Origin of the sequence: Synechococcus sp. A18-25c (genome assembly GCF_014280035.1) — a bacterium.
In the GTDB taxonomy this organism is placed as follows: Bacteria; Cyanobacteriota; Cyanobacteriia; order PCC-6307; family Cyanobiaceae; genus Synechococcus_C.
Genome location: NZ_CP047957.1, coordinates 714320 through 737980 on the forward strand (window position 1 = coordinate 714320; position 23661 = coordinate 737980).

Genomic DNA, 23661 nt, shown 5'->3' on the forward strand with positions numbered 1-23661 from the left:
GCTACGGGGACCAACGATGGATCGGTTAAGACGGCTGGTGTTTTCCTTTTATCGGGAAGACCCCGAGATCGAAGCGGAGCTGGAACCGCTGCGGGATTGCCGCATGTCTCGAAGTTGGGGCACCATTCGTGTCGAGTGCGTCGATGCCCAGCATCTCGAGGAGGTCAGTGCACTGCTCAGTCACCTGCGCCGTCCCCTGGTTGCGATGGGGCTGGGTCGACAGATCATTCTGCGGGTGCCAGGACGGCCTCAACGCTGCTACCCAATGCGCATTCCCTTTCACAGCGATCTCTTCTCGTAGAATTAAGAATTACTGGGTTTGGGCATGCTCACTGCCGGAGTGGATCATCAGGACCTCGCCAAGCGCGGAGAAAGCCTGATCCGTCAGTCCAGCAACCGCTATCTGACGACAGTGCGGATTGCCTTTCGCGCCAAGCAGCGTCGCTTTGATGACTTCGACGGGCTCTTGGAAGAGTCCAGTGTCAAGCCGGTGCAACGCGCCATTGTTGAACTCAGCGATGAGCAAGACCAGCCTGACCTTCTGCCTGGATGATTCAGCAGGAGGGGCCGGGCTGGAGGTTGGCCCGTGATCCGCAGCGTTCAGGCTTCCCCGTGCTGATTGGAGGGGAAACCTGGGCTCTGGAACTTACCGAGACGGAAGCCTGCGCGTTGGCTTCCGTTTTGCGAAAACTTGTCGATCAGCACAGGTGCATCAGGGATCAGTTGATGCCGGATGAGGCGATCACGCTTGAGTTGGAGAACTCAGAGTGGTGGGCATGCCTGGATGGAGACTGCTCCACTTGGTCTTTGAGGGTGATTTTGAGTGCTGGCTCCTCCGGAGTCCGTGGCTTGGAAGTGCGCTGGCCGGCGCCCGCCGCTCAGGCGATGGCCGCGGCGATGAGAACCATGTGGGACAGCTGTCATGATTAGGGCAGCTAATGAATCGTCTCTGATTGATTTTCCCCGGAGATTCCCCATGACTCTGGGATGGTTTTCCACAGGCTTGGTACTTAGTTGGTCCATTCGATGGGGCTCTGTGGAAAACCCGCTTTGCGGTTGGTTGGTTGGTTGACGAATGTTCGACCTGCCTCTTCTGGCTTGACTCGTGAAAATCGCAGGCTGGAAACAGTTCCAGCTGCTGAAGTCTTGATGTGAGACGGCTTGAGAAGAGGCTTTTTCGGCGCCTTGACTCCGGCGCCGGGATGTGGAGAACTAGTGCTCACTTGAGCGATACGAATGCAAGGAATTGGGCGGTTCCAAGGTTCACAGGCCAAAACGTCCATGTCGGCGCAGGCGCAGCAGCTCCGCCTGTCGTCCACGGAGGCCGGCCTGCCAGAGAATTCAGCAGTGAGCTTTCACTCCGAACTCCCTCAGCCCCTTCAGCAAGCGATGGTGAGTTTCATTGAGCGCTGCCCCAACTGGGATCAATACCGCCTCGTGCAAGCGGCTCTCGCCGGCTTCCTGATTCAAAATGGAGTGGAATCCCGTGAGATCACCCGCCTTTATGTGGGCAACATGTTTTGCCGTGATTCCCTCACCCACGGCGTCTGAGTGCGGCAGCTGGCCATCAGCAACAGGGCGCTGATCGGGAGACTGAGAAGAAGGCCGAGACAAGCACCCATTAAGCCGAGCAGATTGATCCCGAGGAGAAGTCCCAGCAGCGCCAAAACCTTCAGCCGATTGGTCTGAACCAATCGGCGGCTGTGTTCCATTGCTGCCAGCGGGCGGTGGCCGTGATGCACCAGCAGGGGCAGCGCCAGAGATTGCCCCAAGGTCCAGATGGCCAAGGCCGTACCTCCTAGGAACAGAATCAAGTTGGAGAAAACGCCGCTGTGGCCAGCCACCACAGCGCTGGCCACCCGAATCAGATTCATCGCTCCGATCAGAATCACGCCTTCGAGCAGTGCCAGGGCAGCGGTCTGTTTGAACACCCAAAGCAGCTGCCGGTTTGATGGCGGATCTGCGCCAGATTCGTTCGACGACCCAGGAGGAAGAAGCCTGTCCGCAAGACGCAGAAGGGCGACGAGCGGAATCAGGGCTGTTGGAATGCTGATCACCAACAGCAAATCCCCGAGCGTGGCGAGCCTCCAGTGGCTGCTCTGCTGAAGATCCCTGGCGATCACCCCAAAGCCCGTCAAGATCACCAGCATCAGCGCGGTCAGACCGACAAACCGCCAGGGGGCCTGACTGAAACCGATCCAGGCCCGAGGAATGATTGTGGTGATGGGGAGTCGCTCGATCGGCTGACGCCCCGCGTTGTCAACGGAGTTCGCCAAGGCGTTCGAGCAGATCGCGGGCGATCGTTTCATCCACGGGAAGGATGGATAGCCGGTTGCCGCGACGCACCACAGCGAGTTGATCAGGCTCGTAGGCCTGGCGGAGATCCTCGAGGCTCAGCATTGTCTGGAATCGGCCGCGATAAGCAAGGCGCACACAGTCCCAACGTGGTGCCTCGGGTTTCGAGGCGGCGTCGTGGTATTTCGATGAAGGATCGAATTGGGTGGGATCCACCAGGCCTGTTTCCACCACGTCCATGAGGCCAACAATCCCCGGCGGCTTGCAGTTGGAGTGATAGAAAAATGCCTGGTCACCCACTGCCATTGTGCGCATGAAGTTGCGCGCCTGATAGTTGCGGATGCCGTCCCAAAGCGTGGTCTGTTCCTTCTGAAGATGATCGATCCCGTAGACGTCGGGTTCGCTTTTCATCAGCCAGTAGGCCACAGGATCCGGGAGGCTTCGCTCAGCCTAGGCCGCTTGTCTGGAAGCAATCAGCGATCGGAAATGATCTCCGCGTGCTTCGAAATCCACGTACTGATCGAAGCTGGCACAGGCGGGTGACAGCAACAGGCTTGCTGCCTTCTGCTCTTCAGCCAGCGTCAACCCATGGTCAAGGGACGCCTCCAGACCCTCGAACATCGCCACAGCGCCTGAAAACGAGCTGCTTGCAATCAGTGCGCGCAGTTCTTCGGCGCCAGCTCCAAACAACACCACAGCACTGCAGCGCTGATTGATGAGCTGCAGCCAGTCCCGAGCGTCGCCTTGCTTGGTTTGTCCGCCGGCCAAGAGCACCACGGGAGCCGTCACGGAGCGCAGGCCGACGGCTGCGGCGTCGTAATTGGTGGCTTTGCTGTCGTTGAAGACTGCCACGTCGTGCACGCAACCGAGCGGTTCGAGCCGGTGAGGCACGCCAGGGAAACTGCGCAGGGCCGCTTCAATGCAGTCCGGCAACAGTCCGGCCTCCAGTGCAGCCGCTGTGACCAGAAGCATGTTCTGACGGTTGTGCGCTCCCGGCATCGGCAGAGCGTCAGCGCTGAAAAGTCGCTCCTTGCCGCGACACACCCAGTCGTCCGAGCTGATCCTCAGGTCGCTGTTCTTGCTCTCGGCCTGAGTGCTGATCCAGCGAACCTGGGGATGCTGCCACTGGTTTCGGTTGCTGCTGATGTCGGGATCATCTCCGTTGAGCAGCGCCAGCTCGGAGCGTTCCAGCAGCCCACGCTTAATCGAGCGGTAAACCTCCAGCGTTCCATGCCGTTCCAGATGGTCAGGAGTCAGCGTTGTCCAGATGCCGATCCGGGGCGCTACCTCGGGGGCTGCTTCGATCTGGTAGCTGCTCATCTCCATCACCACCCAATCGGGTGAGGGTGTTGATCCGTCCTGGCAGGCCAGGGCGAGTTCCGCTGCTGAGAAGCCAACATTGCCTGCCATCGGTGCCTCGAGGCCTGCCTGGGTGAGCACGTGGTGCAGCAGGTGGGTGACGGTGGTCTTGCCGTTGGTGCCTGTGATGCCGATCCAGGGGCAATGGCCAAGCGCCTGCCAGGCGATCGCCATCTCTCCTCGGATGGTCACACCCTGTGCACGCAGGGCTTCGAGGGTTGGATGGGTCCAGGAAATCCCAGGGCTGATCACAACTTGCTCGATCGCGGCGAGCCAGGGCTCGAATTGGGCGAGTTCCAGCGCTTGCCCGAGCTTGACCTCGATCCCTTGCTCGTTCAGGGCCTTGGCTTTGCGCTGGGCCGCTGCGTCATCGGCATGCTCCAGCACGATGACCTCAGCACCCTGCGCCTTGAGCAGCCGTGCGGCACCGACTCCCGAGCGTCCGAGCCCGACGACGATGGTGCAGCTCATGGCCTGACTCCTGTTCCCACAAGGGAAATGGGCGATACTGGAATCGAACCAGTGACTCCTACCGTGTCAAGGTAGTGCTCTACCTCTGAGCTAATCGCCCGAAAGTTCACCCTTGAAGTGAATTCCCAATTCGGCTGAGATTCCCTCAACCGGACTCGACTGAAGTTAGCAGCTCACCGGCGCAGCATTTCCACCCGCCAGCGATCACGTTTGGTCAGCTGCAGGCTCAAGACCTCCACGCTGCCTCGGTCCTGAAGTTGGAGACAATCACCCACTTTCAGATCGCGGCTGGCCTGTCGCACGGGTTGCCAGTTCAGCCGAAGCCGGCCCTCGCGAATCTGCCGAGTCACTTTGGCCCGTGACAGGCCGAATCCAGCCGATGCAATGGCATCCAGCCGGCAGGAGGCTTCCACGCTATGGAACTTTTTCGAAGCTCTCTGGGCTGGCCACTGCAGCTGCTCGATCGTCACAGCTTCCACCAAGAGGGGAACGTCACGGACTTGCCCGGTTCGACCGTCTAGCTGTGATGCCGCTTCCGGTGTGCAGACCGCTTGAGCCCCACGGTCACCCCGCAGCCAGAGATCGCCGATGGACTCTGCTGTCGCCCCCAGTTCGATCAGGGCCTTTCGCATGTCGTCAGGCTCGGCTCGGTCGAACAGAAAGTTGCCTTCGAGGCGCAGACCTGCCATGGGAGCCGGCGACGGAGAGGACTCCTGATCGCTACGGCTCAATTGCAGACGGCAGCGCTCTGCGTCAGCACGCCCTCCATCCCGCACAAGCCGCAGTTCGCTGAGGGTCTCCAAACGCCGTGCTTCCTCCAGCTCAGGTCCGCTTAGGAAGGGGCTCCAGCAGGGTTGCCAGGTGCGCAAGGTCTCCTCGGCCTGGTCAAGCAGTTGCGCCATCGTTTCGGGATGGAGGGCGCCGTCGAGCAGTTGATCGCGGGGGAGACTCATAGCTCGCTGAGGCGCACCACTTGCTGGGGGCGTGTCTTCTGGACCAATTGCCAGGGCACTTCTCGTCCAGCGGGTGTTTCCAGCAACAGCAACCAGAGTTGTTCTTGGTGACGGTTGCGGAGGATGCGCACGCCGTCTTCGTTTTCCGATGGAACGCTGGCTGCGGCGGCGTAGCTACCCATCAGGCCCGACCCCATGCCCAGCAGTCCGCCGATCAGGGCTTCTCCGATCGGCCCGAATTGGGAGAAGGTGTCGAGAGTGGTGATCTGCGTGAAGGTGAGACCGGCCATGAACCCGAACGGCAGCAGCCAGCGCGACATCGACTTCTGACGTCGGTTCCTAGCAATGCTTGGGTTCAGCAGTTCAACTTGCTCCATGGGTTCAGGAGTGAGCACTCCCTGGCCAGGATCCCCTTGGTCGGGTGCTACCAGGGCCACACGGGTTAAAGGGACGCCAGCGTCCTGCAGCGATTCATAGAGAGTCTCGGCGGAGGCGCGTTCCTTGAGCACCAGGACGCAGGCAGGCATGAGCGAATCGGTGCGGGCCGCCATTCTCCATGGTGGAGCTGATCGTTGGTGGGTTTTTGGAGCCTTGCAAGGGCATTCCGGCGCTGGGGTGCTGATCGGGCCGATCTCTAAAGTGAATGACGGCTTTTTCCCCGCCGCTGGATGACCAAAGTTCTTGTTTCAGACCCCATCGATCAGGCGGGTTTAGACATCCTGGGGCAGGTGGCCCAGGTGGATCAACGGACCGGCCTCTCCGCTGAGGAACTCAAGGCGATCATCGGCGAGTACGACGCCCTGATGATCCGTTCCGGAACGCAGGTCACCGCCGATGTGATCGAGGCGGCTGATCGTTTGCGGATTATTGGGCGAGCCGGTGTGGGTGTCGACAACGTGGACGTGCCGGCGGCCACGCAGCGAGGTGTGCTGGTGGTGAATTCCCCTGAGGGCAACACCATCGCTGCCGCCGAGCATGCTCTGGCGCTGTTGCTCTCGCTCTCACGCCATGTGCCCCAGGCCCACGGTTCGATGCGCGCCGGCGCGTGGGACCGTAAGAAATACGTTGGAAACGAGCTCTATAAAAAGGTGCTCGGCGTGGTGGGTCTGGGCAAGATCGGCTCCCACGTAACCAAGGTTGCCAAGGCGATGGGCATGAATGTGATCGCCTTCGATCCTTTCGTGTCAGCCGAGCGTGCTCAGCAGATGCAGGTGCGATTGACAACGCTTGAGGATCTGTTCCGGCAGGCTGACTACATCACCTTGCATATCCCTCGCACTCCGGACACCGAAAATCTCGTGAACGCCGAGTTGCTGCGCACGATGAAGCCTACGGCGCGGATCGTGAACTGCGCCCGCGGCGGCATTGTGGATGAGGCAGCCATCGCGGAAGCAATCGAGACTGGTGTGATCGCTGGAGCCGGCCTCGATGTGTTCGCGTCGGAGCCTCTCGCTCAGGATTCGCCGCTGCGTGGCGTGGAGCGCGGTCTGGTGCTGACGCCCCACCTGGGTGCCTCTACCGAAGAAGCGCAGGAGAATGTTGCCATTGACGTTGCAGAGCAGATCCGAGATGTGTTGCTTGGGTTGCCGGCACGCAGTGCCGTCAATATTCCTGGGCTGAGTGCCGAGATCATGGAGCGGCTCAAGCCGCATCTTCAGCTGGCCGAGACCCTCGGACTGCTGGTGAGTCAGTTCAGTGGTGGTCAGCTTCAGGAGCTGGAGGTCCGTCTCCAGGGTGAATTTGCGAGCCATCCGTCACAGCCTCTGGTGGTGGCTGCCTTGAAGGGGCTTCTCACGAGTGCCCTCGGTGACCGCATTAATTACGTCAATGCCTCCTTAGAGGCCAAGGGGCGCGGCATCAACGTCTTGGAAGTCAAGGATGACGCCAGTCGTGATTTCGCGGGTGGTTCCCTGCAGCTCACCACCCGTGGCTCTCAGGGGGGGCACAGCGTCACCGGCGCCGTGTTTGCGGATGGGGAACTGCGAGTCACCACGATCGATGAATTTCCGGTGAATGTGCCGCCAAGCCGCCACATGTTGTTCACCCGTCACCGGGATATGCCTGGGATCATTGGCCACCTCGGCTCTCTGCTCGGAGAACACAATGTGAACATTGCTTCGATGCAGGTGGGCCGTCGCATCGTCCGGGGTGATGCCGTGATGGTGTTGAGCATCGACGATCCGATCCCGCCGGCTTTGCTGGCCACGATCAACAGCATTAATGGCATCCAGGAAGCTCATCCTGTGACGCTGTGATGTGGTGGCGGCTGTCTCTTCCGATTCAGCCCGAGCTTGAAGAATCGCTTCTCTGGAAGCTGAATGAGCTCGGCCTGCATCGGGTTGCTGTGCAACACGCACCGGAAACACCGGATCAGTGCACCTTGCTGGCATGGTTGCCGGCCCATGAGTGGCCGGTGGACCAGCGCCATGAGCTGCTTGGCAGCCTTGAGCCCCTCGCGCACACCTTTGGACTGGCTCTCGCGGCGCCTCGATGGGATGAGCTGGCTGATGAGGATTGGAGCCGGAGCTGGAAGCAGCACTGGCAACCGGATCCCGTTGGCCGCGGCATGCTCATCCTGCCGGCCTGGTTGGAGGTGCCTGAGGAGCATGCCGGTCGCCTCGTGTTGAAGATGGACCCCGGCAGTGCCTTCGGGACGGGCAGTCATCCCACGACACGGCTCTGCCTCGAAGCGCTTGAAGCAACGCCGCCAAAAGGATTGAGGGTGGCTGATCTGGGCTGTGGCAGCGGCGTTCTCGGACTGGCAGCCCTGGGGCTAGGTGCCCGTCAAGTGCTGGCTGCCGATACGGACTCCCTGGCGGTGCGAGCGACGAACGACAATGCTGCGATCAATGCGCTGGCGCCTGATGCCTTGAGGGTGCGTCAAGGCTCGGTAGAGGTGCTTCAGGAGTTGCTGTCAGGGGAGCCAGCGGACCTGTTGCTCTGCAACATCCTGGCCCCGGTGATCGAGGCGCTGGCACCCAAGTTTCAAGGGGTTCTGAGTGCCGGTGGGCGGGGCTTGCTGAGTGGATTGCTGGTGGAACAGGCTCCCCGGCTTACTGAGGTGCTGGAGGGACTTGGATGGTCGGTGCAGCCCCTGGCTGAGCAGGGGCGCTGGGGTCTGCTGGAGATTCAGCGCCATGCTTGATAAGCGGGCCTTATGGGTGTTTCCGCTTTGATTGGCCTTGCCTGCAAACGGGCCGTTAAGTCACTGTCTGGAGGCTTGGAGGATGTAGAAAGATGCCGTCCTGCAGGTTCGTTTGATACGAGCCGCTGCAAATTCTCACCACTCATGGCTTCTTACAAGGTCACCCTGGTCGCCGAAAGCGAAGGTCTCAACAAGACCATCGAAGTGCCCGACGATCAGTACATCCTCGATGCCGCTGAAGAGCAGGGCATTGACCTCCCCTACTCCTGTCGTGCCGGTGCCTGCTCCACCTGTGCAGGCAAGCTCACTGCGGGCACCGTGGATCAGTCTGACCAGAGCTTCCTGGATGACGACCAGATCGAAGCTGGTTTCGTGCTGACGTGCGTGGCCTACCCCACCTCTGACTGCACCATCAAGACTCACGCAGAAGAAGAGCTTTACTGAGCTTCCGGCTGCGCTCCGGTCGATTCATCTCTTGAAACTTCAGCCACCCCTCCACAGGGGTGGCTTTTTGCTGTCAGGGTGGTGCGGCATCGATCGTTCGCCGATGTCGGCTGTTCCTGCTGCATCCCTGGGCACTGACATGGTCACTCTGCTGGATCACGGCACGGTTCACACCAGTCCGGGGGGGCAATACAGCTTTCGTGTGATCGGCCCCTGTTGCCGCCTGTTTGATCGGGAGGACCTGCCTTGGCCCTGTTGTCGTCTCGCCTGGCGCAGCAAAGAGCCCAGCTGGCGCCGTGTGGGTCGCCGTTTTGTGCCGGATCTGGCGTCGCGCCGCTGCCCGTCGTACGCCGTTGAGCTGCTCCAGCCCGGGTCCCGGCCCACGCAGACAGTCTTAACGCTCTTTCCGCAGCGATTCACCCCTGAGATGCAGGAGTGGTGGTACAGCCGCCGCCCCAGCTCGATGGAGGCCAGCAATCTCGCCCCCTAGCGCGGTGAATGCTGCGGAGAACCCAAAAAAAAGCCTGCCCGAACGGGCAGGCTTTGATTGGATCGCGCTGATCGATGGATTGGCTGGGCTGCAAATCAGAAGTAGATCTTGCCGCCACCCCACTCGGGACCCAGAACTTTGGGGGCCACGAGGATGTAAGCCGACATCAACTCCAGATCTTCGTCGGTGAGATCACGCATGGCCGGATAGAGGTCGCGGCTGCGCATGCTGGGATGCAAGTCGGCGATGCTGTATTCGCCGTCGTAGGACGTGGGGTCCTGCAGGTAGTCCACCAAGGCGGCGATGTTGTCGCGGGCCGGGGTGGCTAGGGCCAACGTCTCAGGATCGAGTCCAACGTTGTGGTTGGTCTTGGTGATGCCACCGGCATGGCAAGTGCCGCAGCTGGTGTTGAACACCTTGCGTCCTGCTTTCACCTGCTGCTCACTGAAGGTGACCAGGCTTCCGTCTGGATCGGACGGAACCGTGAGTGTTTCGGCATCCCACTGGGCGGCCTGGGCGGGGGCGCTGATCAGGAGGCTGGCCAGCACTGGCAGCACGATCAGCAGTCGACTCAGCGACTGACGCAGGTTGGAAAAAAGAGAGGCCATGAAGGATGCCAGAAACTGACGAATACAGCGCACACGTTCTTGTATCACGGAGTGGGAACCACGCGTGGGGGATTCCGCTCCGGCGATCACGAACTGTTGCAGCAGGAGTCCTGGATGCTGGGGGTCACGTCCAGGGAGAGGAAGTCCTTGGCCAAGATCGTGTTGGGGAAGATGGCTTGCGCTTCGGCGAGAAGATCGTCTGCTGTCACTGCGTTTCCAGGGGCATAGCGGGGGCTGAGATGGGTCAGCACCAGCTGGCCAACGCCGGCTTCGCTGGCCGTCTGAGCCGCCATGGTGCTGGTGGAGTGCTGTTTCTGAAACGCCATGTCGGCTTCTGCGTGGGAGAAGGTCGATTCATGAATCAAGAGATCCGCCCCTTCAGCGAGCTGCACGGCTGCTTCGCAGAACACCGTGTCGGTGCAGTACATGAGGCTGGCTCCTAAACGTTCCGGTCCGCAAAGCTCCTGTCCATCAATGCGGCGTCCGTCCTCCAGCGTCACGGTCTCTCCGCGTTTCAGGGCGGCGTAAACCGGCCCGGGCGGGATGTTGAGCTCCTGGGCTTTTTGCACATCAAACCGGCCAGGACGCGGTTTCTGATCGATGCGGTACGCGTAGGCCGGCACCCGATGGTGAAGTGGCGTCGTGCGCACACGGAGGTCGTCGTCTTCGAAGACGACCCGATCGGTTTCGGCGGCCTCGCGCACCCGATGCACCGTCAGGGGGTAGCCGATCCGCGTGGAGCTCGTGCGCAGCACCCCCTGTAGATAGTTGTCGAGCGGATCAGGCCCATAGAGATCCACGCCGTTGCTGCTGCCGCTGAGCCCGAGGCTGGCCAGCAGCCCAGGCAGTCCGAACACGTGATCCCCATGCATGTGGGTGACGAAGATCCTGCGCAGTTGCGACAGGCGCAGATCACTGCGCATGAACTGGTGCTGGGTGCCTTCTCCGCAGTCGAACAACCACAGCTCAGCGCGCTGAGGCAGTCGGACCGCCACCGCTGAAACGTTGCGCGTGCGCGTTGGAACTCCGGAACTGGTGCCGAGAAAGGTGACCTGCACGATCGGGCGGGCTCAATGGTCAATCTGCCATGCAGGCCTGGCTGTATCGCTTCAGGCGGGGCACACTGAGTCCCCCTCGCCCTCACTGGAGTGCTCCTGCCCCTCTCCATGGCCCTGGTGGTGCTGGCGGCTGAACCGCGGGCTGCGATCACCCTCCAGGAGCCCCAGATGCGGGTGCTGGTGGCGGAGGACTCGCAGCTGCTGCTGCGGGCCGATGCTGATGAGCCGTTGCGGGTGCGCGGTCTGGGGCATCAGGAGCGGCGTCTTAAGCGTTTAAAGGTTCAGCTGCGTGGCGGTCGACTGCATCTTGCCGGAGGCGGGGTGGCGACCTCACTCCGGATCAGCAGCGATGATCCCCGGGGCATCTGGCTGGGCACACGGCGTTACCGCGGTGACCTGCGACTGCTCGTGCGTGACGGCAGGATTCTGGCCATCAATCAGCTGGGCATTGAGACCTATTTGTCCAGCGTTGTCGGCAGTGAAATGCCGTCAAAGTGGCCCCTGGCCGCTCTCCAGGCCCAGGCTGTGGCGGCTCGCACCTATGCCCTGCGCCAACGGGGGAGCAAAGGGGATTTCGACGTGCGGGCCACTGTGAGCAGCCAGGTTTATAAGGGCATCGAATCGGAGACCCCCAGCACCCTCGAGGCGGTGGCCACAACCCGCTCCCTTGTGTTGGTGCATGGCGGACGCTTAATCAACGCTGTGTTTCACAGCAGTTCCGGTGGGGCCACTGAGCCCAGTGGTGAGGTCTGGAGAATCCAGCATCCTTACTTGGTGAGCGTTGCGGACCACGATGACCACAGTCCGGTGCATCGTTGGAATCAACGGTTCGATGCCCTTGAGTTGCGTCGTCGTTTTCAGGAAACTGGAGGCGTCAACCAGCTGAGTGTTCTCGCCACAAGTTCCACGGGGCGGGTGCGTTCAGCCCGGATTCAGGGGCCGCGTGGATCGCTGGTGCTGACAGGGCGTGAGCTGCGTCAACGGCTTGGTTTGAAAAGCACCATGGTGCAGTTTTCAATGTTGCAGGGTGCTGGGGCCAGCGAAGGGTCGGAACCTCGCATGGAGCCAGATAGGGCTGAGCCCGCGCCGCAGTTGATTGGTCTTTGGCGTGACTCCGTTAGTGGTCTCAAGGTGTCGCCATCACCATCGCCCGCGCCAGTGCAGCCCTTGCGGGTGGGGTCGCTCGCGCCTCCTCCCACGCCACCACCGCTGCCAGAGCTGCCTACCTCGGCGCCTGCTAGAGCTACCGCTCCCATCGAGGCGCCAGTGCTCGAGGCGAGGGGGCGAGGTTTCGGCCATGGTGTCGGCATGAGCCAGTGGGGAGCGCACGGCCTGGCACTCAAGGGGGCCGATTTTCGCGAGATTCTCCGTCACTACTACCGCGGTGCCCTGATCAGGCCCTATCGCCCAGGTGATGACCCCTCGGTGGCAGCGAGCCCCCCATCCGAGCCAGTGTGGAGGAGTTGAGCTCTCCTGACGCTGCGTGCCTCTGCTTTCCACCCGCCTCGTGGTGCAACGCCGGCCAGAGCCGGTGGCCTTGATGCAGGCAGTAACGGATCACCTTGAGATGCATCTCGCTGCAGCTCTGAATCAGCACTCGTTCAAACCACTGGGACTGGCGACCGGGCGCACCATGGAGCCTTTGTATCGGGAGTTGGTGCACCGTCTGATGCGGTGGCCTGAGCAGCGCCTTGCGCACTTGAGACGTCGTTGGAGCAGTTTCAACCTCGATGAATATGTGGGGTTACCCAGCAGTGATCCGAGAAGTTTTGCCTTCTACATGCAGTCGCAGCTTGGTGATCCTCTGCAGCTGCCTGCTTCTCACTTGCGGCTGCCGGATGGCATGGCGGCGGACCCTGCCATTGAGGCGCTTCGTTATCGCGCTGATTTGCGCCAGGCCGGGGGCATTGGGCTGCAGTTACTGGGCCTCGGAGGGAATGGACATGTGGGATTCAACGAACCGCCTTCCGCCGCCGATGCGGCTTGCCGTGTGGTGACGTTGCAGCCGGCCACGCGGCTGCAGAATGCCGGAGCCTTTGGGGGCGATCCCGCCGCCGTTCCCTCGCAGGCGATCACCCTTGGCCTCGACGACATCCTCTCGGCCGACGAAATCCATTTGATCGTGACCGGTGCCGCCAAGGCGGAGATTCTGCGCAAGGCCTTGCTGGAGCCCTGCCAGGATGCGGTCCCGGCCAGCTGGCTGCAGCGCCATCCCAGCGTGCATCTGTGGGTGGATGATGCTGCCAGTGCACACCTCCCCAGCTCTTGAGCGGTTGGCAGTTCTGGATTGACCGCGGCGGCACCTTCACCGACCTGGTGGGTCGGAAACCCGACGGGCAGCTCGTGGTGCGCAAGGTGCTGTCCGTCCAACCAGGTGTTCTTGGAGACCCCGCTGTTGCGGCGATCCGCGCGCTCCTGGGTCTGCGTCCTAGCCAGCCCATCGCTCCCGGTTTGATTGATGAATTTCGGCTGGGCACCACCGTGGCCACCAACGCCTTGCTGGAGGGGGCCGGTGATCCCGTGCTACTTCTCACCAACAGGGGGCTGGCGGATCTGCTGCGCATCGGTGATCAGCATCGACAGGATCTGTTTGCCTTGGCGATCCCCGAGCCGCCATCCCTGATTACGGCTGTGGAAGAGGTGGATGGCCGTCTGGATGCGGAGGGCCATGAGATCGCTCCATTGCAGCTCGGAGCCGGGCTGCGCCAGCGATTGAGTCGTCACCATCAGGCCGGAATCCGCTGCTGCGCCATTGCGCTGATGCATGCCTGGCGTGATCCGGTGCATGAACAGTCGCTAGCGGAGCTGGTGCTTGCGCTTGGTTTTGAGACGGTGGTGTGTTCGCACCAGGCCAGCCCGATGCCGCGTCTGGTCCCGCGCGGTCAAACCACGCTGGTGGAGGCCGCGGTGCGGCCGGTGCTCTCCGCATATCTGAAACAGGTGCAACGGGCCCTCGGGGACCGCACCCGCCTGCAAGTGATGACCTCAAGCGGGGCGCTGCAGTCCTCCGGAACCTTGCTGGCCAAGGACACGATCCTGTCGGGGCCCGCCGGCGGCATGGTCGGCGCGGTTGCTGCCGCCCAGCGGGCGGGCCTGGGGGCGAAGGCGCTAGTGGGGGTTGATATGGGCGGCACCAGCACGGATGTGTTCTGCCTGCCGGCCGGTGCGGCAGATCGCGACTGGGAACGCAGTGCCGAGACCGAGATCGCCGGGTTGCTGTTGACGGCCTCGCGCCTGCCGATTCACACCGTTGCGGCCGGAGGTGGCTCGATCATCGAGCCGGATGCCGGACGACTATTGGTGGGGCCTCGGTCCGCCGGAGCCGATCCAGGACCGGCCTGCTATCGCAATGGCGGTCCGCTTACCCTCACCGATGCCCACCTGCTGCTCGGCCGGCTCCAGGCAGGGGCATTTCCTGCTGTGTTCGGTCCGGCGAGGGATCAGCGCCCGGATCTGGAGGCCACCCGTGCAGGCTTTCACAGGCTTTCCTCGGAGCTGGGTCAGACCCCGGAACAACTGGCGGAAGGCGCTCTCGATCTGGCGGTCGATGCCATGGCTGCGGCCATTCGTCAGGTGTCGTTGTTTCGCGGGCATGACATCCGCGGAGGCGTCTTGATCGCTTACGGCGGCGCCGCCGGTCAGCTGGCCTGTCGATTGGCGGAAGCCCTGGGATTGCAAGAGGTGCTGCTGCATCCGCTGGCGGGTGTGCTGTCGGCCTATGGCATCGGCCAGGCGCGGCAGCGGCAGCTGCATCAACGGGCCATCCGCCGACCTTTGGACGCTGACTTGCTGAAGCGGTTGCCGTCGATGGTCCGTGCCGATTTGGGTAGCGCCACGGACGCCCTGCGCCGGGAAGGCAGCGGCAGTACTGGCGCCTTGGACCATCAAATCCGGCTCGAGCTTCGTGATGCATCATCCGAGCAGGGCCTGATGCTCAGCCTGGAGCCCAACCCAGAAGCTCTATCGCTCCATTGGATGGAGGACCAGTTCGATCGCGCCCATCGGCTGCGCTTCGGTTACGTCGCCTCCCGCACGGCTCCGCTGATGGCCGAGCGCCTGGAGGTGGAGGTGTTGGAGACGCACCGGCTGGATGACGCCTCTGTTCTGGCTGCAGAGGCTGAGGGAGGGACCCCCTCGCCAGCAGCCCTGCGGCGTGCGCGCGTGCATTGGCGAGAGGCTGGATGGTGCGATGTGCCGGTGCTGCAGCGTTGGCAGCTGCCTCTGGATCAGCCCCTGGAAGGTCCGGCTCTGATCCTGGATCCCACCGCTGGCATTGTGCTGGAACCGGCCTGGACGGCTTGCCGTTCGAGCGATGGCAGCGTGTTGCTGCAACACCATCCGCTGACGCCGTCCCGCAGGACACCCAGCAGTAACGACGCGGTGATCACGCCCGGTGAGGTGGACGCCCGGCCGGATCCTGTGGATCTGAGCCTCTTTCATCACCGGTTCATGCAGATCGCCGAGCGCATGGGCGAGCGCCTGCGCCAGACCAGTCGCTCCGTGAATATCCGCGAGCGGCTGGACTTCTCCTGTGCGCTGTTTGATGCCCGTGGGGCGTTGGTGGCTAACGCGCCGCACATTCCCGTGCATCTGGGTTCGATGGGGGATGCGGTCGCTGATCTTCTGGCGCAGATCCAGCGCGGTGAGCGTCCGGCTCTGGTGGCTGGGGACACCGTGATCAGCAACGATCCCTTTCACGGTGGCACCCATCTTCCCGACATCACCGCCATCACGCCGGTGTTTGCGCCGGGAGCACCCCACCCCTTTGCCTTTGTGGCTTGCCGTGGTCACCACGCTGATGTGGGTGGGCTCACCCCTGGGTCGATGCCTCCTTTCAGCCAGACCATTGATCAGGAGGGTTGGCTGGTGCGCAATCACTGGCTCATCCGCGCGGGTGAGCTGTGCCATGCGTCATGGGTCGCCTGTCTGCAGGAGGCGGCCATCCCGCCACGGGATCTTGCGCTGCTGTGGGCTGATCTGCAGGCCCAGTCGGCCGCCAATCATCTGGGGGTGGATCTGTTGCAGGAGTTGCTGCAGATCGAGGGTGAGGCCCGTCTGCTCGGCTATCTGCAGCATGTTCAGGATCACGCGGCTGCCACCGTTCGTCGGCTGCTCGATGGCTTTCAGGATCGGGCGTTCCAGGTGGAGCTGGATAACGGCGCGTGCCTGACGCTCGCCGTGCGCATGGATCGGGAGCAACGAAGTGCCACGCTCGATTTCAGTGGCACCAGCGCCCAGGGGTATCACAACTTCCATGCCCCTCTGGCGGTGACCAAGGCCGCGGTGCTTTACGTCCTGCGTTGTCTTGTGGATGAGCCCATTCCACTGAACGCAGGCTGCTTCCTGCCGCTCACGCTGCTGGTTCCTGAGGGGTCTCTGCTGAATCCCAGGCCGCCAGCCGCGGTGGTGGCGGGCAATGTGGAGACCTCTCAAGCGGTCTGCAATCTGCTGTTTGCCTGTTTCGGCGTGATGGCTGCCGCTCAGGGAACGATGAACAACCTCACCTTCGGTGACGGTCGACGCCAGTACTACGAAACCATCGCCGGCGGCGGGGGGGCGGGAGAGGGGTTCAGCGGCTCCAGCGGTGTGCAGACCCACATGACCAACTCCAGGCTCACCGACCCTGAAATCCTTGAGCAGCGTTTTCCGGTGCAACTTGAACAGTTTGGTTTCCGCCGCGGCAGCGGTGGCGCCGGGCGTTGGAGGGGCGGTGATGGTTTGCTGCGTGAGATTCGTTTTTTGCAGCCGATGACGGCTGCGTTGCTGTCGGGGTCAAGAACAGTGGCACCGTTCGGATTGGCCGGCGGTGATCCTGGGGCCCCAGGAAGTGCTCAGCTCACCCGCGCCGACGGCACGGTCGAATCGCTTGCCGGTTGCGTGCAGCTTGCTGTCAGCCCTGGCGATCGCTTGTTGATTGCCACGCCGGGTGGCGGTGGATGGGGATCCCCTTCTTCAATGGTCGAGCGGCGGGACGCCTGATGGTGAGCTCGTCAGGGGCAGACTCTGCCGGTGGTAGTCACGCCAGGACTCCGACTGCGATGGCTTTTGTCTTTCTGGTGAACAGAAAATCATTCGCTTAAGGGAGGTTGACTTTGTTGACGATGTCAAAACCCACACGGCTCGCTGCCAGCAACGACTAGGCCTGACCTGGAAGGGAAATGGTGAATGCTTGGCAATCGATCGTGAAAACTTGATGCGGTTGCTCTGCGACGTTCATCAGCTGCCAAGCCAATTCACAATGACCGTTGATGGAACTTTCGACCACTGCTCATTCAGGCCATGAACGCCCTTCAGGCCAGGTGTGATTGCTTCATTGCATCAGCGTGTGGACTAGGCAAAGGCTTCAGAATTTGCTTGGGCAACTACTCGGTGGCTCAATAGCCGACAACCCTTAGGCAGATTTCAAGTGCTCCGAGACCAATCAGAAACGTACTGCCGAGCAGTAAGAGCTCTTTTCGATTCTGTGCCATGAGCAGTAGGGATGAGCCCACCAGCAACGCGCCAAAGAATCTAAAGGGAATCAGCAGCTCCAATGTTTCGGAAGATTGCTATTTGATTCAGGCTACAGCGTCTCGTTACCTGGCTTCATGAATTTGCTGTGATAAAAGCCAAAAAGTGGTCAATCGCTTCAGGGAAGTTAATGCTTGAACGATGAAAAAAGCTGCCTTGGTTGCCTGCGACCGGAGCTGATGGTTGATCTGTTTGTGTGGCCTTTGTCTGCGTTTTTGCTGCTCTCAATGCGCTGATGCTGGGTTGAGCGATGGGCAGGAGTGGGTGTTCCCGTCCATCGGGATCAAGTTTTGGCTCCGGTTCAGCTGGTGCTTTTTGCTCTCAGGGGCCCTCTGACCCCTTGCGTGCTGATTTCGGCCGCATTGGCTGCGTTGCGGGCCTGTGCGTTGTCCTCAGCGGTCAGGCTGCTGCGCATGCAGGATCGTTCTGACCGCGCCGCCGATGCTTCCCTTCACCCGCACGGTGGTGAAGGCTGGTTAGTGAATGGTGAGCAGGAGCTGATCGTGCAGTTCAGGCCCCTCGGCGCAGCCCCTCAGACCCAATGGGTGGAATTGAGGACGTTCCGGTGGGTGCGCCCTCATCCACCGGTGCCTCAAAGTCAGCGCCGCATGCTTCGCTCCAGCGCCATCGATGCCTGGCAGCACATGCTCAAGGTGGGTTGGCGGCGTTGTGCGGCGCCTGTTCGCTGACCGGTGTCGTTTCTGCTTGCTGTTGCGTTCCGTCGAGGCTGCGTGATGGGTTGCTGATTGAAGCGTGAGTGCTTCGACCAGCGGCTGGCTGGAGAGGTTGTTTTGTCAGCGCTCGACATCACCGTGGCGGATGTCCGGGCCATCGATCTGGACGTTGGCTCCTTCGCGGTGCAAAAGGCTGAGCTGCGGACGTGACGGATGGATTGCCGCACTGGCGGGCGAGAGCGCAGGCCTGAAACGGATGCGTTGTTCTTGCCGATCCTTCGGACCGTTCGACTGAAGGCTGTTTGGCCTGCCGCTCCGCATGGTCCCGAAGCTGCAGCACCTCTCTAGACGGTTTTGCAGCAGCTCAACCCTTGTTGTTGCAAGCACTTCTGGCCCTTGTGACCAGGATCACAAGGGCCCATGACCCAGGTCATCGGGTGGACCGGTGATTGCGGAGATGGTGTGTGCATCGGCGGGGGAGACCCCAACGAAGCAAATCTCCAACCACTCAAAACAATGACCAAATTCGATTTCAATCAACTCCAGAAGTTTTTCCCCAAGCAAGAGATCAAACTGAATAACGTTGTTGACCCTAAAAAACTTGAAGGGATCAAAGATCTCGAGCTGGTTAGTGAACTGCTGCAGGATTGGTGGCAATTCGGAACTGACGCAGATGATCTTCTCTTTACGGCTGATGCTGTGATGCAGTCAGGCCAGTTCGCTCATGTGGATGCCGGTGTGGGCGCCACGATCACAGCCGCTGGTTACGGTAATGATCGCATCGTCGGTGATGCCAGGAACAATGTGATTTACGGCAACAATGCGTATGCAGGTGCTGCACAGGCCTACGTTGAAGATATTTATTCCTTCACAGACTTTTCACGGGCTTTTGACCAAGGGATCGCTGATGATGACAACCTGGCAGGCGGTTTTGGTGATGATGTCCTTTACGGCTGCAGCGGTGATGATGTGCTGACGGGTGGATTTGGCAATGATCGACTGTTTGGAGGCACGGGCAATGACTTCCTCGACGCCGGTTATGGCTCAGATCTCCTCAAGGGAGGTGACGGCATCGACATCTTCAAGCTCAATCAAAGCTTTGATGGTGCTGGACAGCGGACCGCATTTCAGCACGTCACTGATATGAAGGATCAGTTTGACCGCATCAAGTTTGGTGGCGAGATCAAAGAAGCCGTTCTCGCGAATGGTGTTGGTTTTGAAGTGCTTGATGTCAGTGGCGCTGCTAGCCATGTTGTGGCCATGGCCGGAGATGAGATTCTGTTCTCTTTTGCGGCTCAGAACGGCACAACCCTCGGCTTTGATGCCAATGGTGTTTGGGTTTCTGAGAACACGGGCGATCTGAATGCAACGGCGATGTTTCAAGAAGCCGTGACAAACAACGAGTTCTGGGCTGAGCCTGGAATGTGAGCAGCCTTTCGGGGAGCCTGATGTTCAACCCATGAACTGAAAGCCATACAAGACCCTAAAAAGGAAAAGCAGGGCAGGTCGAGTGGTCTCCTGATCCATCCCCCGGAAGACCCCTTTGAGTGATCTGCTCCGCCTTGTGCGGAGCTTTTTTCATGGGTATGAAGTCATCTCAAAGCGGTCCAAAGTTTTCACGGGCAACAAGCTCCAGCGTCTTGAGTGCTTCGAGTTGTGCGAGTCGCTTCTGGGCCTGTGTGAGCATCGTTCGTCCATGAGGGGCGCAGGCATCAACCAGAGCAGCGCCTTCGGAGGCTTCGGCTTTGGTGCGTTCGATGCAGCGATCGATCTCACTGCTGACGGTCTCAGCCCCAGTGGCGTCAGAAAAGCCAGGGCCAGCGGCGAGTGCTAACAGTTTCAGCAGGGCCTGACGCGTTGCTTCCGAGGTTGGCTGCATAGGTCTTGCTGCAATCTCCACAGTCTGGCGACATCGTCATGGCTCTCTGGGCTGGCGCGACCTGGAGGCCAGGGCAATCAGTAAGCGGCTTCGGAAGGGAGGTGATCCCTCGAAAGGGGGATGAGAAGAGGGTTCGGTTTCACTCGAATGAGGGATGACCATTCAGGCTTGAGGCGAGATGGTGTGAATGAGGGATTGGATTTTGAACAATCGTTCCCTCAGTCAGTTCTCATTGGATTCACTTTTAATGTCAGTTTATTTTCAAAGGTGTTTGGCGCATCATGATTGCAGGGTAAGAGCCCTGCCTACCTGAAAAAGCGAACGAGCGAAACGTCAGGGGCTGATCAATGAGGCTGACTCTTCAACACTGCGTCAGAAAGAATTGGCAATCGACGTGGGGCGTTCACTTTGGAGTTCTGACAGCGTTGGGCTGAAAGCCAGGCGGGAATCTTCCGACAAACCATCGATCAAATCACGCTGAACATTATGCGACAAACGAATTTATGCATGACTGGAACAACTGCGAAAGCGCAGCTCGTTGAGATGCTGGTTGAACCACTCAAAGGATGCAAAGGGCTTTACAGCTACAGGCAAGATCTCATGAAAAAGGTGATGGCCATGCCTGATGTTCAAGTGAGAGAGTATTTGGATTATCAACGACGCATTCATCACCCAGCATGAGGGCATAGGCCCCGCCATTGGAATTTGCAATTCAAGCCCGATGGAAGCGCTGAACTCGTTGCGGTGATCACGGGCTGCAACCCAAAAGTTCTCGAATGGTTCCAGAGGCCGTGGTGATTAATTCACTCCGGCGGCGATGTAAAGGCAGCTCACCGCCGAAAAAATCAGAATCTGAATCAAGGCACTCACCCGCAGCCAGAGGCGGTCCCACTTGTAGGGAGCTTTGAGGATGGCTCCTATCAGCCAACTCATCGCAAACCCAAATCGGGTCAAGCTCACGACCTCATGATGCTTGGCGACGTGCAAGGTATCCAAGAGCAGCATCACTAAGGACACATAGGAGATGATTGCCCCGAGGTTGTAGAGAACAGCTCCCTGGCGATCCGTCAGACGCATCTCTTTTCGGATCAACTGCCTCATCCATAGCCAGGCAGCGATCGCGCGGCCTGCGTTGGCAGCGTCGATTGAAATTCAGGTCTCGTGATCAGCTCCACTGCTTCAACTGATTGAAGCCATGCAAGGGCAAAAGCCAGCGGTGTCAGTCAATCTCCAGGTCTGAAGTCAGCTCGAGATTGGAGCTGACGCAGCTCACGTCATCGAGATCTTCTAGGGCCTGCAGCAATTTGAGGCTTTCCTGCGCTGTGGGCTGATCACTGGGTGTGACCTGGGTCAGGGGATGCCAGCAGTGTTCCCACTCTTCGACGTCAAAGCCCCATGTCCGCAGGCCGATCTGCAGGGCTTCGAGTGCTTCGTAGGGACCGTGCACTATCGCCTGGTCAGCCTGGGTGAGCTCATAGCCGTCGGCATCCAGTTCCATCAGCGCGTCCAGCAGAGTGTCCTCATCCAGGTCGTTGGCTTTGATCCGAACTTCGCTTCGATGCTGGAAGAGGTAGCTGACGCAACCGGTCTCGCCCAGGTTGCCGCCGTGCTTGCTGAAGGCCAGACGCAGTTCCGCCGCCGTTCGGTTGCGGTTGTCGCTCAGGACTTCCACCAGTACCGCCATGCCACCAGGGCCGTAGCCCTCGTAGCGCATCGCTTCCAGGTGCACGCCGTCGCCGCCCTGTCCGGATCCCTTGGCGATGGCGCGTTCGATGTTCCCCGCCGGCACGCCGGCGGCTTTGGCCTTGGCAATGGCGGTGCGCAGCTGAAAGTTGCCCTCCGGATCACTGCCCTGGCGTGCGGCCACCGTGATTTCGCGACCGATACGGGTGAACACAGCCCCTCGCTTGGCATCGACCACAGCTTTGGTTCGCTTGATTTGGGACCATTTGCTGTGGCCTGCCATCGGCGGCTTCGATGTCTGTCTTTGCCTGAAACCTACCCAGGCTTCTGGCTTCAGCCCCGCGCTTCGAACACCACCTTGGGTTTCAGCCCACCCTCGCCGTCCAGCAGTCCAAGTCCGAGCATCCGCCCCCCTTCGCTGATCACAACGACTGCATCGGCTGGTGGCGTTCCATGGGGGTCAGGTCCGAGCCTGCGCCCACAGCTCCAGTCCTCCTGCTCGCTGGCAGTCAGCATTCGTTGCGGGAGATGCGGCAGCGCCAGTTCCGGGCGCAGCAGTGTCAAGCTTCCAGCCCCCACCTGCTCGGGTGCTTCAGGAAGGGGGACGGCCTGATCAGCGCGGAAACCCAGGGCCTCGATGCGCCGCAGCTCGGCGAGGGCTCCACCGCAGCCGAGCGCTTCGCCCAGGTCCCTTGCCAGCGATCGGATGTAAGTGCCCGCTGTGCAGTGGACCTCCACCTCCAGTTGAGCCTGCGCCGGGTCCCAGTTCAGCAGTTCCAGCCGATGCAGGGTCACCGTGCGGGCCGGTAAGTCCATCACTTCACCGCGTCGGGCCCGGGCGTGGGCCCGTTCTCCATCAACGTGCACGGCGGAGACCTGGGGAGGACGTTGACTGATGCTGCCGCGGAACACCGACAGAGCCTGCTCCAGGCTGATGCGGTTCAGCTCCGGCGGCGGCTTGCGGCTCAGCACCGCTCCCTGCAGGTCATCGGTGCCGGTGGTCACCCCGAGCTGGATCACGCCGCGGTAGGTCTTGTCGCCAGGCAGATAGGGCAGCAGCCGAGTGGCCTGGCCCACAGCGATGGGCAGCACGCCGGTCACGGCAGGATCGAGGGTGCCGCCATGGCCGACGCGGCGGGTCCCCAGCACCCTGCGGATGCGAGCCACACAGGCATGGGAGGTGAGGCCCGCCGGCTTGTCGATCACTGTGAAGCCGATGGGCGCTGTCAACGTGCAAAGGGGGTTTGGACTTCTGACTGTGGCACCCGGCCCTCGGTCGTTTCCGGCTCGCGCGTAGGTTTGCCAAACCGCCTCTGATGCCCCATGCCGCCTGTTCATGCTTCAGCTCCTGTGGGCGTCCAGGAGTTTTTGGCCAGCGGATTTGCGGTGAAGGAGCATCTGGCCTCCTACCTGGGTCTGACCGCTGAGGAGGTTGCAGAGCGCCTTCCGCAAAGCAAAGAGGATCTTGCTGCGATGCATCCGGGTGCCTTTGACCCAGACCGGGCGGCAGATTTCTATGAAGACACGGTCGGCACCGCTCACCTGTTTGAGCTAGCGGCCTGGCACCTCAGCAGTGCGGATTACATCGCCGACACCCTGCGACTGCAGCAGCAGTTCGCCCGTGGGGATGTGCTCGACTTCGGCGGTGGCATTGGCACCCATGCGCTAGCAGCAGCCGGTCTGGAGAGTGTGCGTCATGTGTGGTTCGTGGATCTCAATCCGCAGAACCGGGCGTTTGTGCAGGATCGTGCTGCGCGTCTCGGTCTGTCCGATCGCGTGTCGGTGCACCGCGATCTTGCCAGCGTTCCCGATCAGTCATTCGACACCGTGGTGTGCCTTGATGTGTTGGAGCATCTTCCCGAGCCTTCGGAGCAACTAATGGAGTTTCACCGGCGTCTGACACCGGACGGCCGAGCCTTGCTGAACTGGTTTTTCTTCAAGGGCCACGACGGCGAGTACCCGTTTCATTTCGATGACCCGCAGCTGGTGGACAGCTTCTTCCTCACCCTTCAGCGTCAATTCCTCGAGGTGTTCCATCCTCTGTTGATCACAACCCGGGTCTACCGACCACTCGAGAGTGGCCTTTGAAGAC

General features: G+C 60.9%; 28 protein-coding genes and 1 tRNA gene. 16 read left to right on the top strand and 13 right to left on the bottom strand.

Annotated elements, in window-relative coordinates; genetic code table 11:
- Positions 1-16 precede the first annotated feature (16 nt).
- The 4 genes from SynA1825c_RS03720 (at position 17) to SynA1825c_RS03735 (ending at position 1551) form a co-directional block, all read left to right on the top strand.
- Positions 17-301: a hypothetical protein gene (locus SynA1825c_RS03720; protein ID WP_186470337.1), complete on the top strand. Its 285-nt coding sequence runs from the start codon at positions 17-19 to the stop codon at positions 299-301.
- A 24-nt stretch (positions 302-325) separates the two neighbouring features.
- Positions 326-553, top strand: a complete 228-nt coding sequence (locus tag SynA1825c_RS03725; protein ID WP_006043334.1) for a DNA-directed RNA polymerase subunit omega — start codon at positions 326-328, stop codon at positions 551-553.
- Complete coding sequence (locus SynA1825c_RS03730) at positions 550-930, top strand: DUF1818 family protein (protein ID WP_186470338.1); 381 nt, start codon at positions 550-552, stop codon at positions 928-930. The genes SynA1825c_RS03725 and SynA1825c_RS03730 overlap by 4 nt, the downstream gene beginning before the upstream one ends.
- A 351-nt stretch (positions 931-1281) precedes the next feature.
- Positions 1282-1551 carry a DUF2811 domain-containing protein gene (locus SynA1825c_RS03735; protein WP_186470339.1) on the top strand — a complete coding sequence of 90 codons (270 nt, stop codon included), beginning with the start codon at positions 1282-1284 and terminating at the stop codon, positions 1549-1551.
- Here the strand turns inward: SynA1825c_RS03735 and SynA1825c_RS03740 are convergent.
- The 6 genes from SynA1825c_RS03740 to SynA1825c_RS03765 all read right to left on the bottom strand — a co-directional run bounded on the left by SynA1825c_RS03740 (position 1503) and on the right by SynA1825c_RS03765 (position 5605).
- Positions 1503-2276 (bottom strand): hypothetical protein, encoded by a 774-nt coding sequence (locus SynA1825c_RS03740; protein WP_186470340.1) that lies wholly within the window; start codon positions 2274-2276, stop codon positions 1503-1505. The two genes, SynA1825c_RS03735 and SynA1825c_RS03740, sit on opposite strands and share 49 nt — an antisense overlap.
- A complete protein-coding gene (locus SynA1825c_RS03745; protein ID WP_255477054.1) occupies positions 2260-2721 on the bottom strand; it encodes an EVE domain-containing protein in 462 nt (153 codons plus the stop codon). Before SynA1825c_RS03745 ends, SynA1825c_RS03740 begins: the two co-directional genes overlap by 17 nt.
- Before the next feature lie 24 nt (positions 2722-2745).
- Entirely contained in the window at positions 2746-4125 is a 1380-nt protein-coding gene (murD, locus tag SynA1825c_RS03750) for a UDP-N-acetylmuramoyl-L-alanine--D-glutamate ligase (protein WP_186470341.1), read from the bottom strand.
- Positions 4126-4153: 28 nt separating this feature from the next.
- Positions 4154-4225, bottom strand: a tRNA-Val gene (locus SynA1825c_RS03755).
- Between the two features lie 73 nt (positions 4226-4298).
- Positions 4299-5078, bottom strand: a complete 780-nt coding sequence (locus SynA1825c_RS03760) for a photosystem II S4 domain protein (protein ID WP_186470342.1) — start codon at positions 5076-5078, stop codon at positions 4299-4301.
- Positions 5075-5605, bottom strand: a complete 531-nt coding sequence (locus SynA1825c_RS03765) for a hypothetical protein (protein ID WP_186470343.1) — start codon at positions 5603-5605, stop codon at positions 5075-5077. The genes SynA1825c_RS03760 and SynA1825c_RS03765 overlap by 4 nt, the downstream gene beginning before the upstream one ends.
- Here SynA1825c_RS03765 and SynA1825c_RS03770 point away from each other — a divergent pair.
- The 5 genes from SynA1825c_RS03770 (at position 5604) to SynA1825c_RS03790 (ending at position 9157) form a co-directional block, all read left to right on the top strand.
- The gene (locus SynA1825c_RS03770; protein WP_186470344.1) at positions 5604-5750 is read left to right on the top strand and encodes a hypothetical protein; all 147 of its coding nucleotides are present in this window, start codon (positions 5604-5606) and stop codon (positions 5748-5750) included. The genes SynA1825c_RS03765 and SynA1825c_RS03770 overlap by 2 nt on opposite strands.
- The gene (gene serA / locus SynA1825c_RS03775; RefSeq protein ID WP_186470345.1) at positions 5747-7333 is read left to right on the top strand and encodes a phosphoglycerate dehydrogenase; all 1587 of its coding nucleotides are present in this window, start codon (positions 5747-5749) and stop codon (positions 7331-7333) included. The genes SynA1825c_RS03770 and serA overlap by 4 nt, the downstream gene beginning before the upstream one ends.
- Positions 7333-8223, top strand: a complete 891-nt coding sequence (gene prmA, locus SynA1825c_RS03780; RefSeq protein ID WP_186470346.1) for a 50S ribosomal protein L11 methyltransferase — start codon at positions 7333-7335, stop codon at positions 8221-8223. The genes serA and prmA overlap by 1 nt, the downstream gene beginning before the upstream one ends.
- Before the next feature lie 144 nt (positions 8224-8367).
- Positions 8368-8667 carry a ferredoxin gene (locus SynA1825c_RS03785; protein WP_186470347.1) on the top strand — a complete coding sequence of 100 codons (300 nt, stop codon included), beginning with the start codon at positions 8368-8370 and terminating at the stop codon, positions 8665-8667.
- A 139-nt stretch (positions 8668-8806) separates the two neighbouring features.
- A complete protein-coding gene (locus SynA1825c_RS03790; RefSeq protein ID WP_186471000.1) occupies positions 8807-9157 on the top strand; it encodes a hypothetical protein in 351 nt (116 codons plus the stop codon).
- A 95-nt stretch (positions 9158-9252) separates the two neighbouring features.
- On the opposite strand, the gene psbV is transcribed toward SynA1825c_RS03790, so the two are convergent.
- Positions 9253-9765, bottom strand: coding sequence for a photosystem II cytochrome c-550 (gene psbV, locus SynA1825c_RS03795; RefSeq protein ID WP_222930025.1), 513 nt, complete (start codon positions 9763-9765; stop codon positions 9253-9255).
- 86 nt (positions 9766-9851) lie between these two features.
- Positions 9852-10823, bottom strand: coding sequence for a ribonuclease Z (locus SynA1825c_RS03800; protein ID WP_186470348.1), 972 nt, complete (start codon positions 10821-10823; stop codon positions 9852-9854).
- Between the two features lie 108 nt (positions 10824-10931).
- Between SynA1825c_RS03800 and SynA1825c_RS03805 the strand changes: the two genes are divergently transcribed.
- The 4 genes from SynA1825c_RS03805 (at position 10932) to SynA1825c_RS13745 (ending at position 18022) form a co-directional block, all read left to right on the top strand.
- On the top strand, positions 10932-12290 hold the full coding sequence (locus tag SynA1825c_RS03805) for a SpoIID/LytB domain-containing protein (RefSeq protein ID WP_186471002.1): 1359 nt from the start codon (positions 10932-10934) through the stop codon (positions 12288-12290).
- 16 nt (positions 12291-12306) lie between these two features.
- Positions 12307-13092: a glucosamine-6-phosphate deaminase gene (locus tag SynA1825c_RS03810; RefSeq protein ID WP_370593777.1), complete on the top strand. Its 786-nt coding sequence runs from the start codon at positions 12307-12309 to the stop codon at positions 13090-13092.
- Positions 13089-16802 carry a hydantoinase B/oxoprolinase family protein gene (locus SynA1825c_RS03815; protein WP_186470349.1) on the top strand — a complete coding sequence of 1238 codons (3714 nt, stop codon included), beginning with the start codon at positions 13089-13091 and terminating at the stop codon, positions 16800-16802. Before SynA1825c_RS03810 ends, SynA1825c_RS03815 begins: the two co-directional genes overlap by 4 nt.
- A gap of 791 nt (positions 16803-17593) precedes the next feature.
- Entirely contained in the window at positions 17594-18022 is a 429-nt protein-coding gene (locus tag SynA1825c_RS13745; RefSeq protein WP_370593778.1) for a DUF1651 domain-containing protein, read from the top strand.
- A 105-nt stretch (positions 18023-18127) separates the two neighbouring features.
- Here SynA1825c_RS13745 and SynA1825c_RS03825 read toward each other — a convergent pair whose 3' ends face one another.
- Entirely contained in the window at positions 18128-18328 is a 201-nt protein-coding gene (locus SynA1825c_RS03825; RefSeq protein ID WP_186470350.1) for a hypothetical protein, read from the bottom strand.
- A 99-nt stretch (positions 18329-18427) separates the two neighbouring features.
- Between SynA1825c_RS03825 and SynA1825c_RS03830 the strand changes: the two genes are divergently transcribed.
- On the top strand, positions 18428-19435 hold the full coding sequence (locus SynA1825c_RS03830) for a calcium-binding protein (RefSeq protein ID WP_186470351.1): 1008 nt from the start codon (positions 18428-18430) through the stop codon (positions 19433-19435).
- Positions 19436-19604: 169 nt separating this feature from the next.
- On the opposite strand, the gene SynA1825c_RS03835 is transcribed toward SynA1825c_RS03830, so the two are convergent.
- A complete protein-coding gene (locus SynA1825c_RS03835) occupies positions 19605-19886 on the bottom strand; it encodes a hypothetical protein (RefSeq protein ID WP_255478446.1) in 282 nt (93 codons plus the stop codon).
- 486 nt (positions 19887-20372) lie between these two features.
- Here SynA1825c_RS03835 and SynA1825c_RS03840 point away from each other — a divergent pair, with 486 nt between their 5' ends.
- Positions 20373-20567: a hypothetical protein gene (locus tag SynA1825c_RS03840; protein ID WP_186470352.1), complete on the top strand. Its 195-nt coding sequence runs from the start codon at positions 20373-20375 to the stop codon at positions 20565-20567.
- 117 nt (positions 20568-20684) lie between these two features.
- Here the strand turns inward: SynA1825c_RS03840 and SynA1825c_RS03845 are convergent, their stop codons facing one another.
- The 3 genes from SynA1825c_RS03845 to truB form a co-directional block, all read right to left on the bottom strand.
- Positions 20685-20963, bottom strand: a complete 279-nt coding sequence (locus tag SynA1825c_RS03845) for a hypothetical protein (protein ID WP_186470353.1) — start codon at positions 20961-20963, stop codon at positions 20685-20687.
- 142 nt (positions 20964-21105) lie between these two features.
- The gene (locus SynA1825c_RS03850; RefSeq protein ID WP_186470354.1) at positions 21106-21852 is read right to left on the bottom strand and encodes a YebC/PmpR family DNA-binding transcriptional regulator; all 747 of its coding nucleotides are present in this window, start codon (positions 21850-21852) and stop codon (positions 21106-21108) included.
- 50 nt (positions 21853-21902) lie between these two features.
- Positions 21903-22799 (bottom strand): tRNA pseudouridine(55) synthase TruB, encoded by an 897-nt coding sequence (gene truB, locus SynA1825c_RS03855; protein ID WP_186470355.1) that lies wholly within the window; start codon positions 22797-22799, stop codon positions 21903-21905.
- 93 nt (positions 22800-22892) lie between these two features.
- Between truB and SynA1825c_RS03860 the strand changes: the two genes are divergently transcribed.
- Complete coding sequence (locus tag SynA1825c_RS03860; protein ID WP_186470356.1) at positions 22893-23657, top strand: bifunctional 2-polyprenyl-6-hydroxyphenol methylase/3-demethylubiquinol 3-O-methyltransferase UbiG; 765 nt, start codon at positions 22893-22895, stop codon at positions 23655-23657.
- Positions 23658-23661: the final 4 nt, after the last annotated feature.

Excerpts from the sequence above, each read along its gene's own strand:
- SynA1825c_RS03860 (WP_186470356.1), top strand. The coding sequence starts at position 22,893 with ATGCCGCCTGTTCATGCTTCAGCTCCTGTGGGCGTCCAGGAGTTTTTG.
- murD (WP_186470341.1), bottom strand. The coding sequence starts at position 4,125 with ATGAGCTGCACCATCGTCGTCGGGCTCGGACGCTCGGGAGTCGGTGCC.
- SynA1825c_RS03720 (WP_186470337.1), top strand. The coding sequence starts at position 17 with ATGGATCGGTTAAGACGGCTGGTGTTTTCCTTTTATCGGGAAGACCCC.
- serA (WP_186470345.1), top strand. The coding sequence starts at position 5,747 with ATGACCAAAGTTCTTGTTTCAGACCCCATCGATCAGGCGGGTTTAGAC.
- SynA1825c_RS03765 (WP_186470343.1), bottom strand. The coding sequence starts at position 5,605 with ATGCCTGCCTGCGTCCTGGTGCTCAAGGAACGCGCCTCCGCCGAGACT.
- SynA1825c_RS03825 (WP_186470350.1), bottom strand. The coding sequence starts at position 18,328 with ATGCGGAGCGGCAGGCCAAACAGCCTTCAGTCGAACGGTCCGAAGGAT.
- SynA1825c_RS03735 (WP_186470339.1), top strand. The coding sequence starts at position 1,282 with ATGTCGGCGCAGGCGCAGCAGCTCCGCCTGTCGTCCACGGAGGCCGGC.
- SynA1825c_RS03785 (WP_186470347.1), top strand. The coding sequence starts at position 8,368 with ATGGCTTCTTACAAGGTCACCCTGGTCGCCGAAAGCGAAGGTCTCAAC.
- SynA1825c_RS03770 (WP_186470344.1), top strand. The coding sequence starts at position 5,604 with ATGAGCGAATCGGTGCGGGCCGCCATTCTCCATGGTGGAGCTGATCGT.
- SynA1825c_RS03760 (WP_186470342.1), bottom strand. The coding sequence starts at position 5,078 with ATGAGTCTCCCCCGCGATCAACTGCTCGACGGCGCCCTCCATCCCGAA.
- psbV (WP_222930025.1), bottom strand. The coding sequence starts at position 9,765 with ATGGCCTCTCTTTTTTCCAACCTGCGTCAGTCGCTGAGTCGACTGCTG.
- SynA1825c_RS03840 (WP_186470352.1), top strand. The coding sequence starts at position 20,373 with ATGCGACAAACGAATTTATGCATGACTGGAACAACTGCGAAAGCGCAG.
- SynA1825c_RS03850 (WP_186470354.1), bottom strand. The coding sequence starts at position 21,852 with ATGGCAGGCCACAGCAAATGGTCCCAAATCAAGCGAACCAAAGCTGTG.
- prmA (WP_186470346.1), top strand. The coding sequence starts at position 7,333 with ATGTGGTGGCGGCTGTCTCTTCCGATTCAGCCCGAGCTTGAAGAATCG.
- SynA1825c_RS03725 (WP_006043334.1), top strand. The coding sequence starts at position 326 with ATGCTCACTGCCGGAGTGGATCATCAGGACCTCGCCAAGCGCGGAGAA.
- SynA1825c_RS03845 (WP_186470353.1), bottom strand. The coding sequence starts at position 20,963 with ATGCGTCTGACGGATCGCCAGGGAGCTGTTCTCTACAACCTCGGGGCA.
- SynA1825c_RS03830 (WP_186470351.1), top strand. The coding sequence starts at position 18,428 with ATGACCCAGGTCATCGGGTGGACCGGTGATTGCGGAGATGGTGTGTGC.
- SynA1825c_RS03790 (WP_186471000.1), top strand. The coding sequence starts at position 8,807 with ATGGTCACTCTGCTGGATCACGGCACGGTTCACACCAGTCCGGGGGGG.
- SynA1825c_RS03805 (WP_186471002.1), top strand. The coding sequence starts at position 10,932 with ATGGCCCTGGTGGTGCTGGCGGCTGAACCGCGGGCTGCGATCACCCTC.
- SynA1825c_RS03730 (WP_186470338.1), top strand. The coding sequence starts at position 550 with ATGATTCAGCAGGAGGGGCCGGGCTGGAGGTTGGCCCGTGATCCGCAG.
- SynA1825c_RS03835 (WP_255478446.1), bottom strand. The coding sequence starts at position 19,886 with ATGCAGCCAACCTCGGAAGCAACGCGTCAGGCCCTGCTGAAACTGTTA.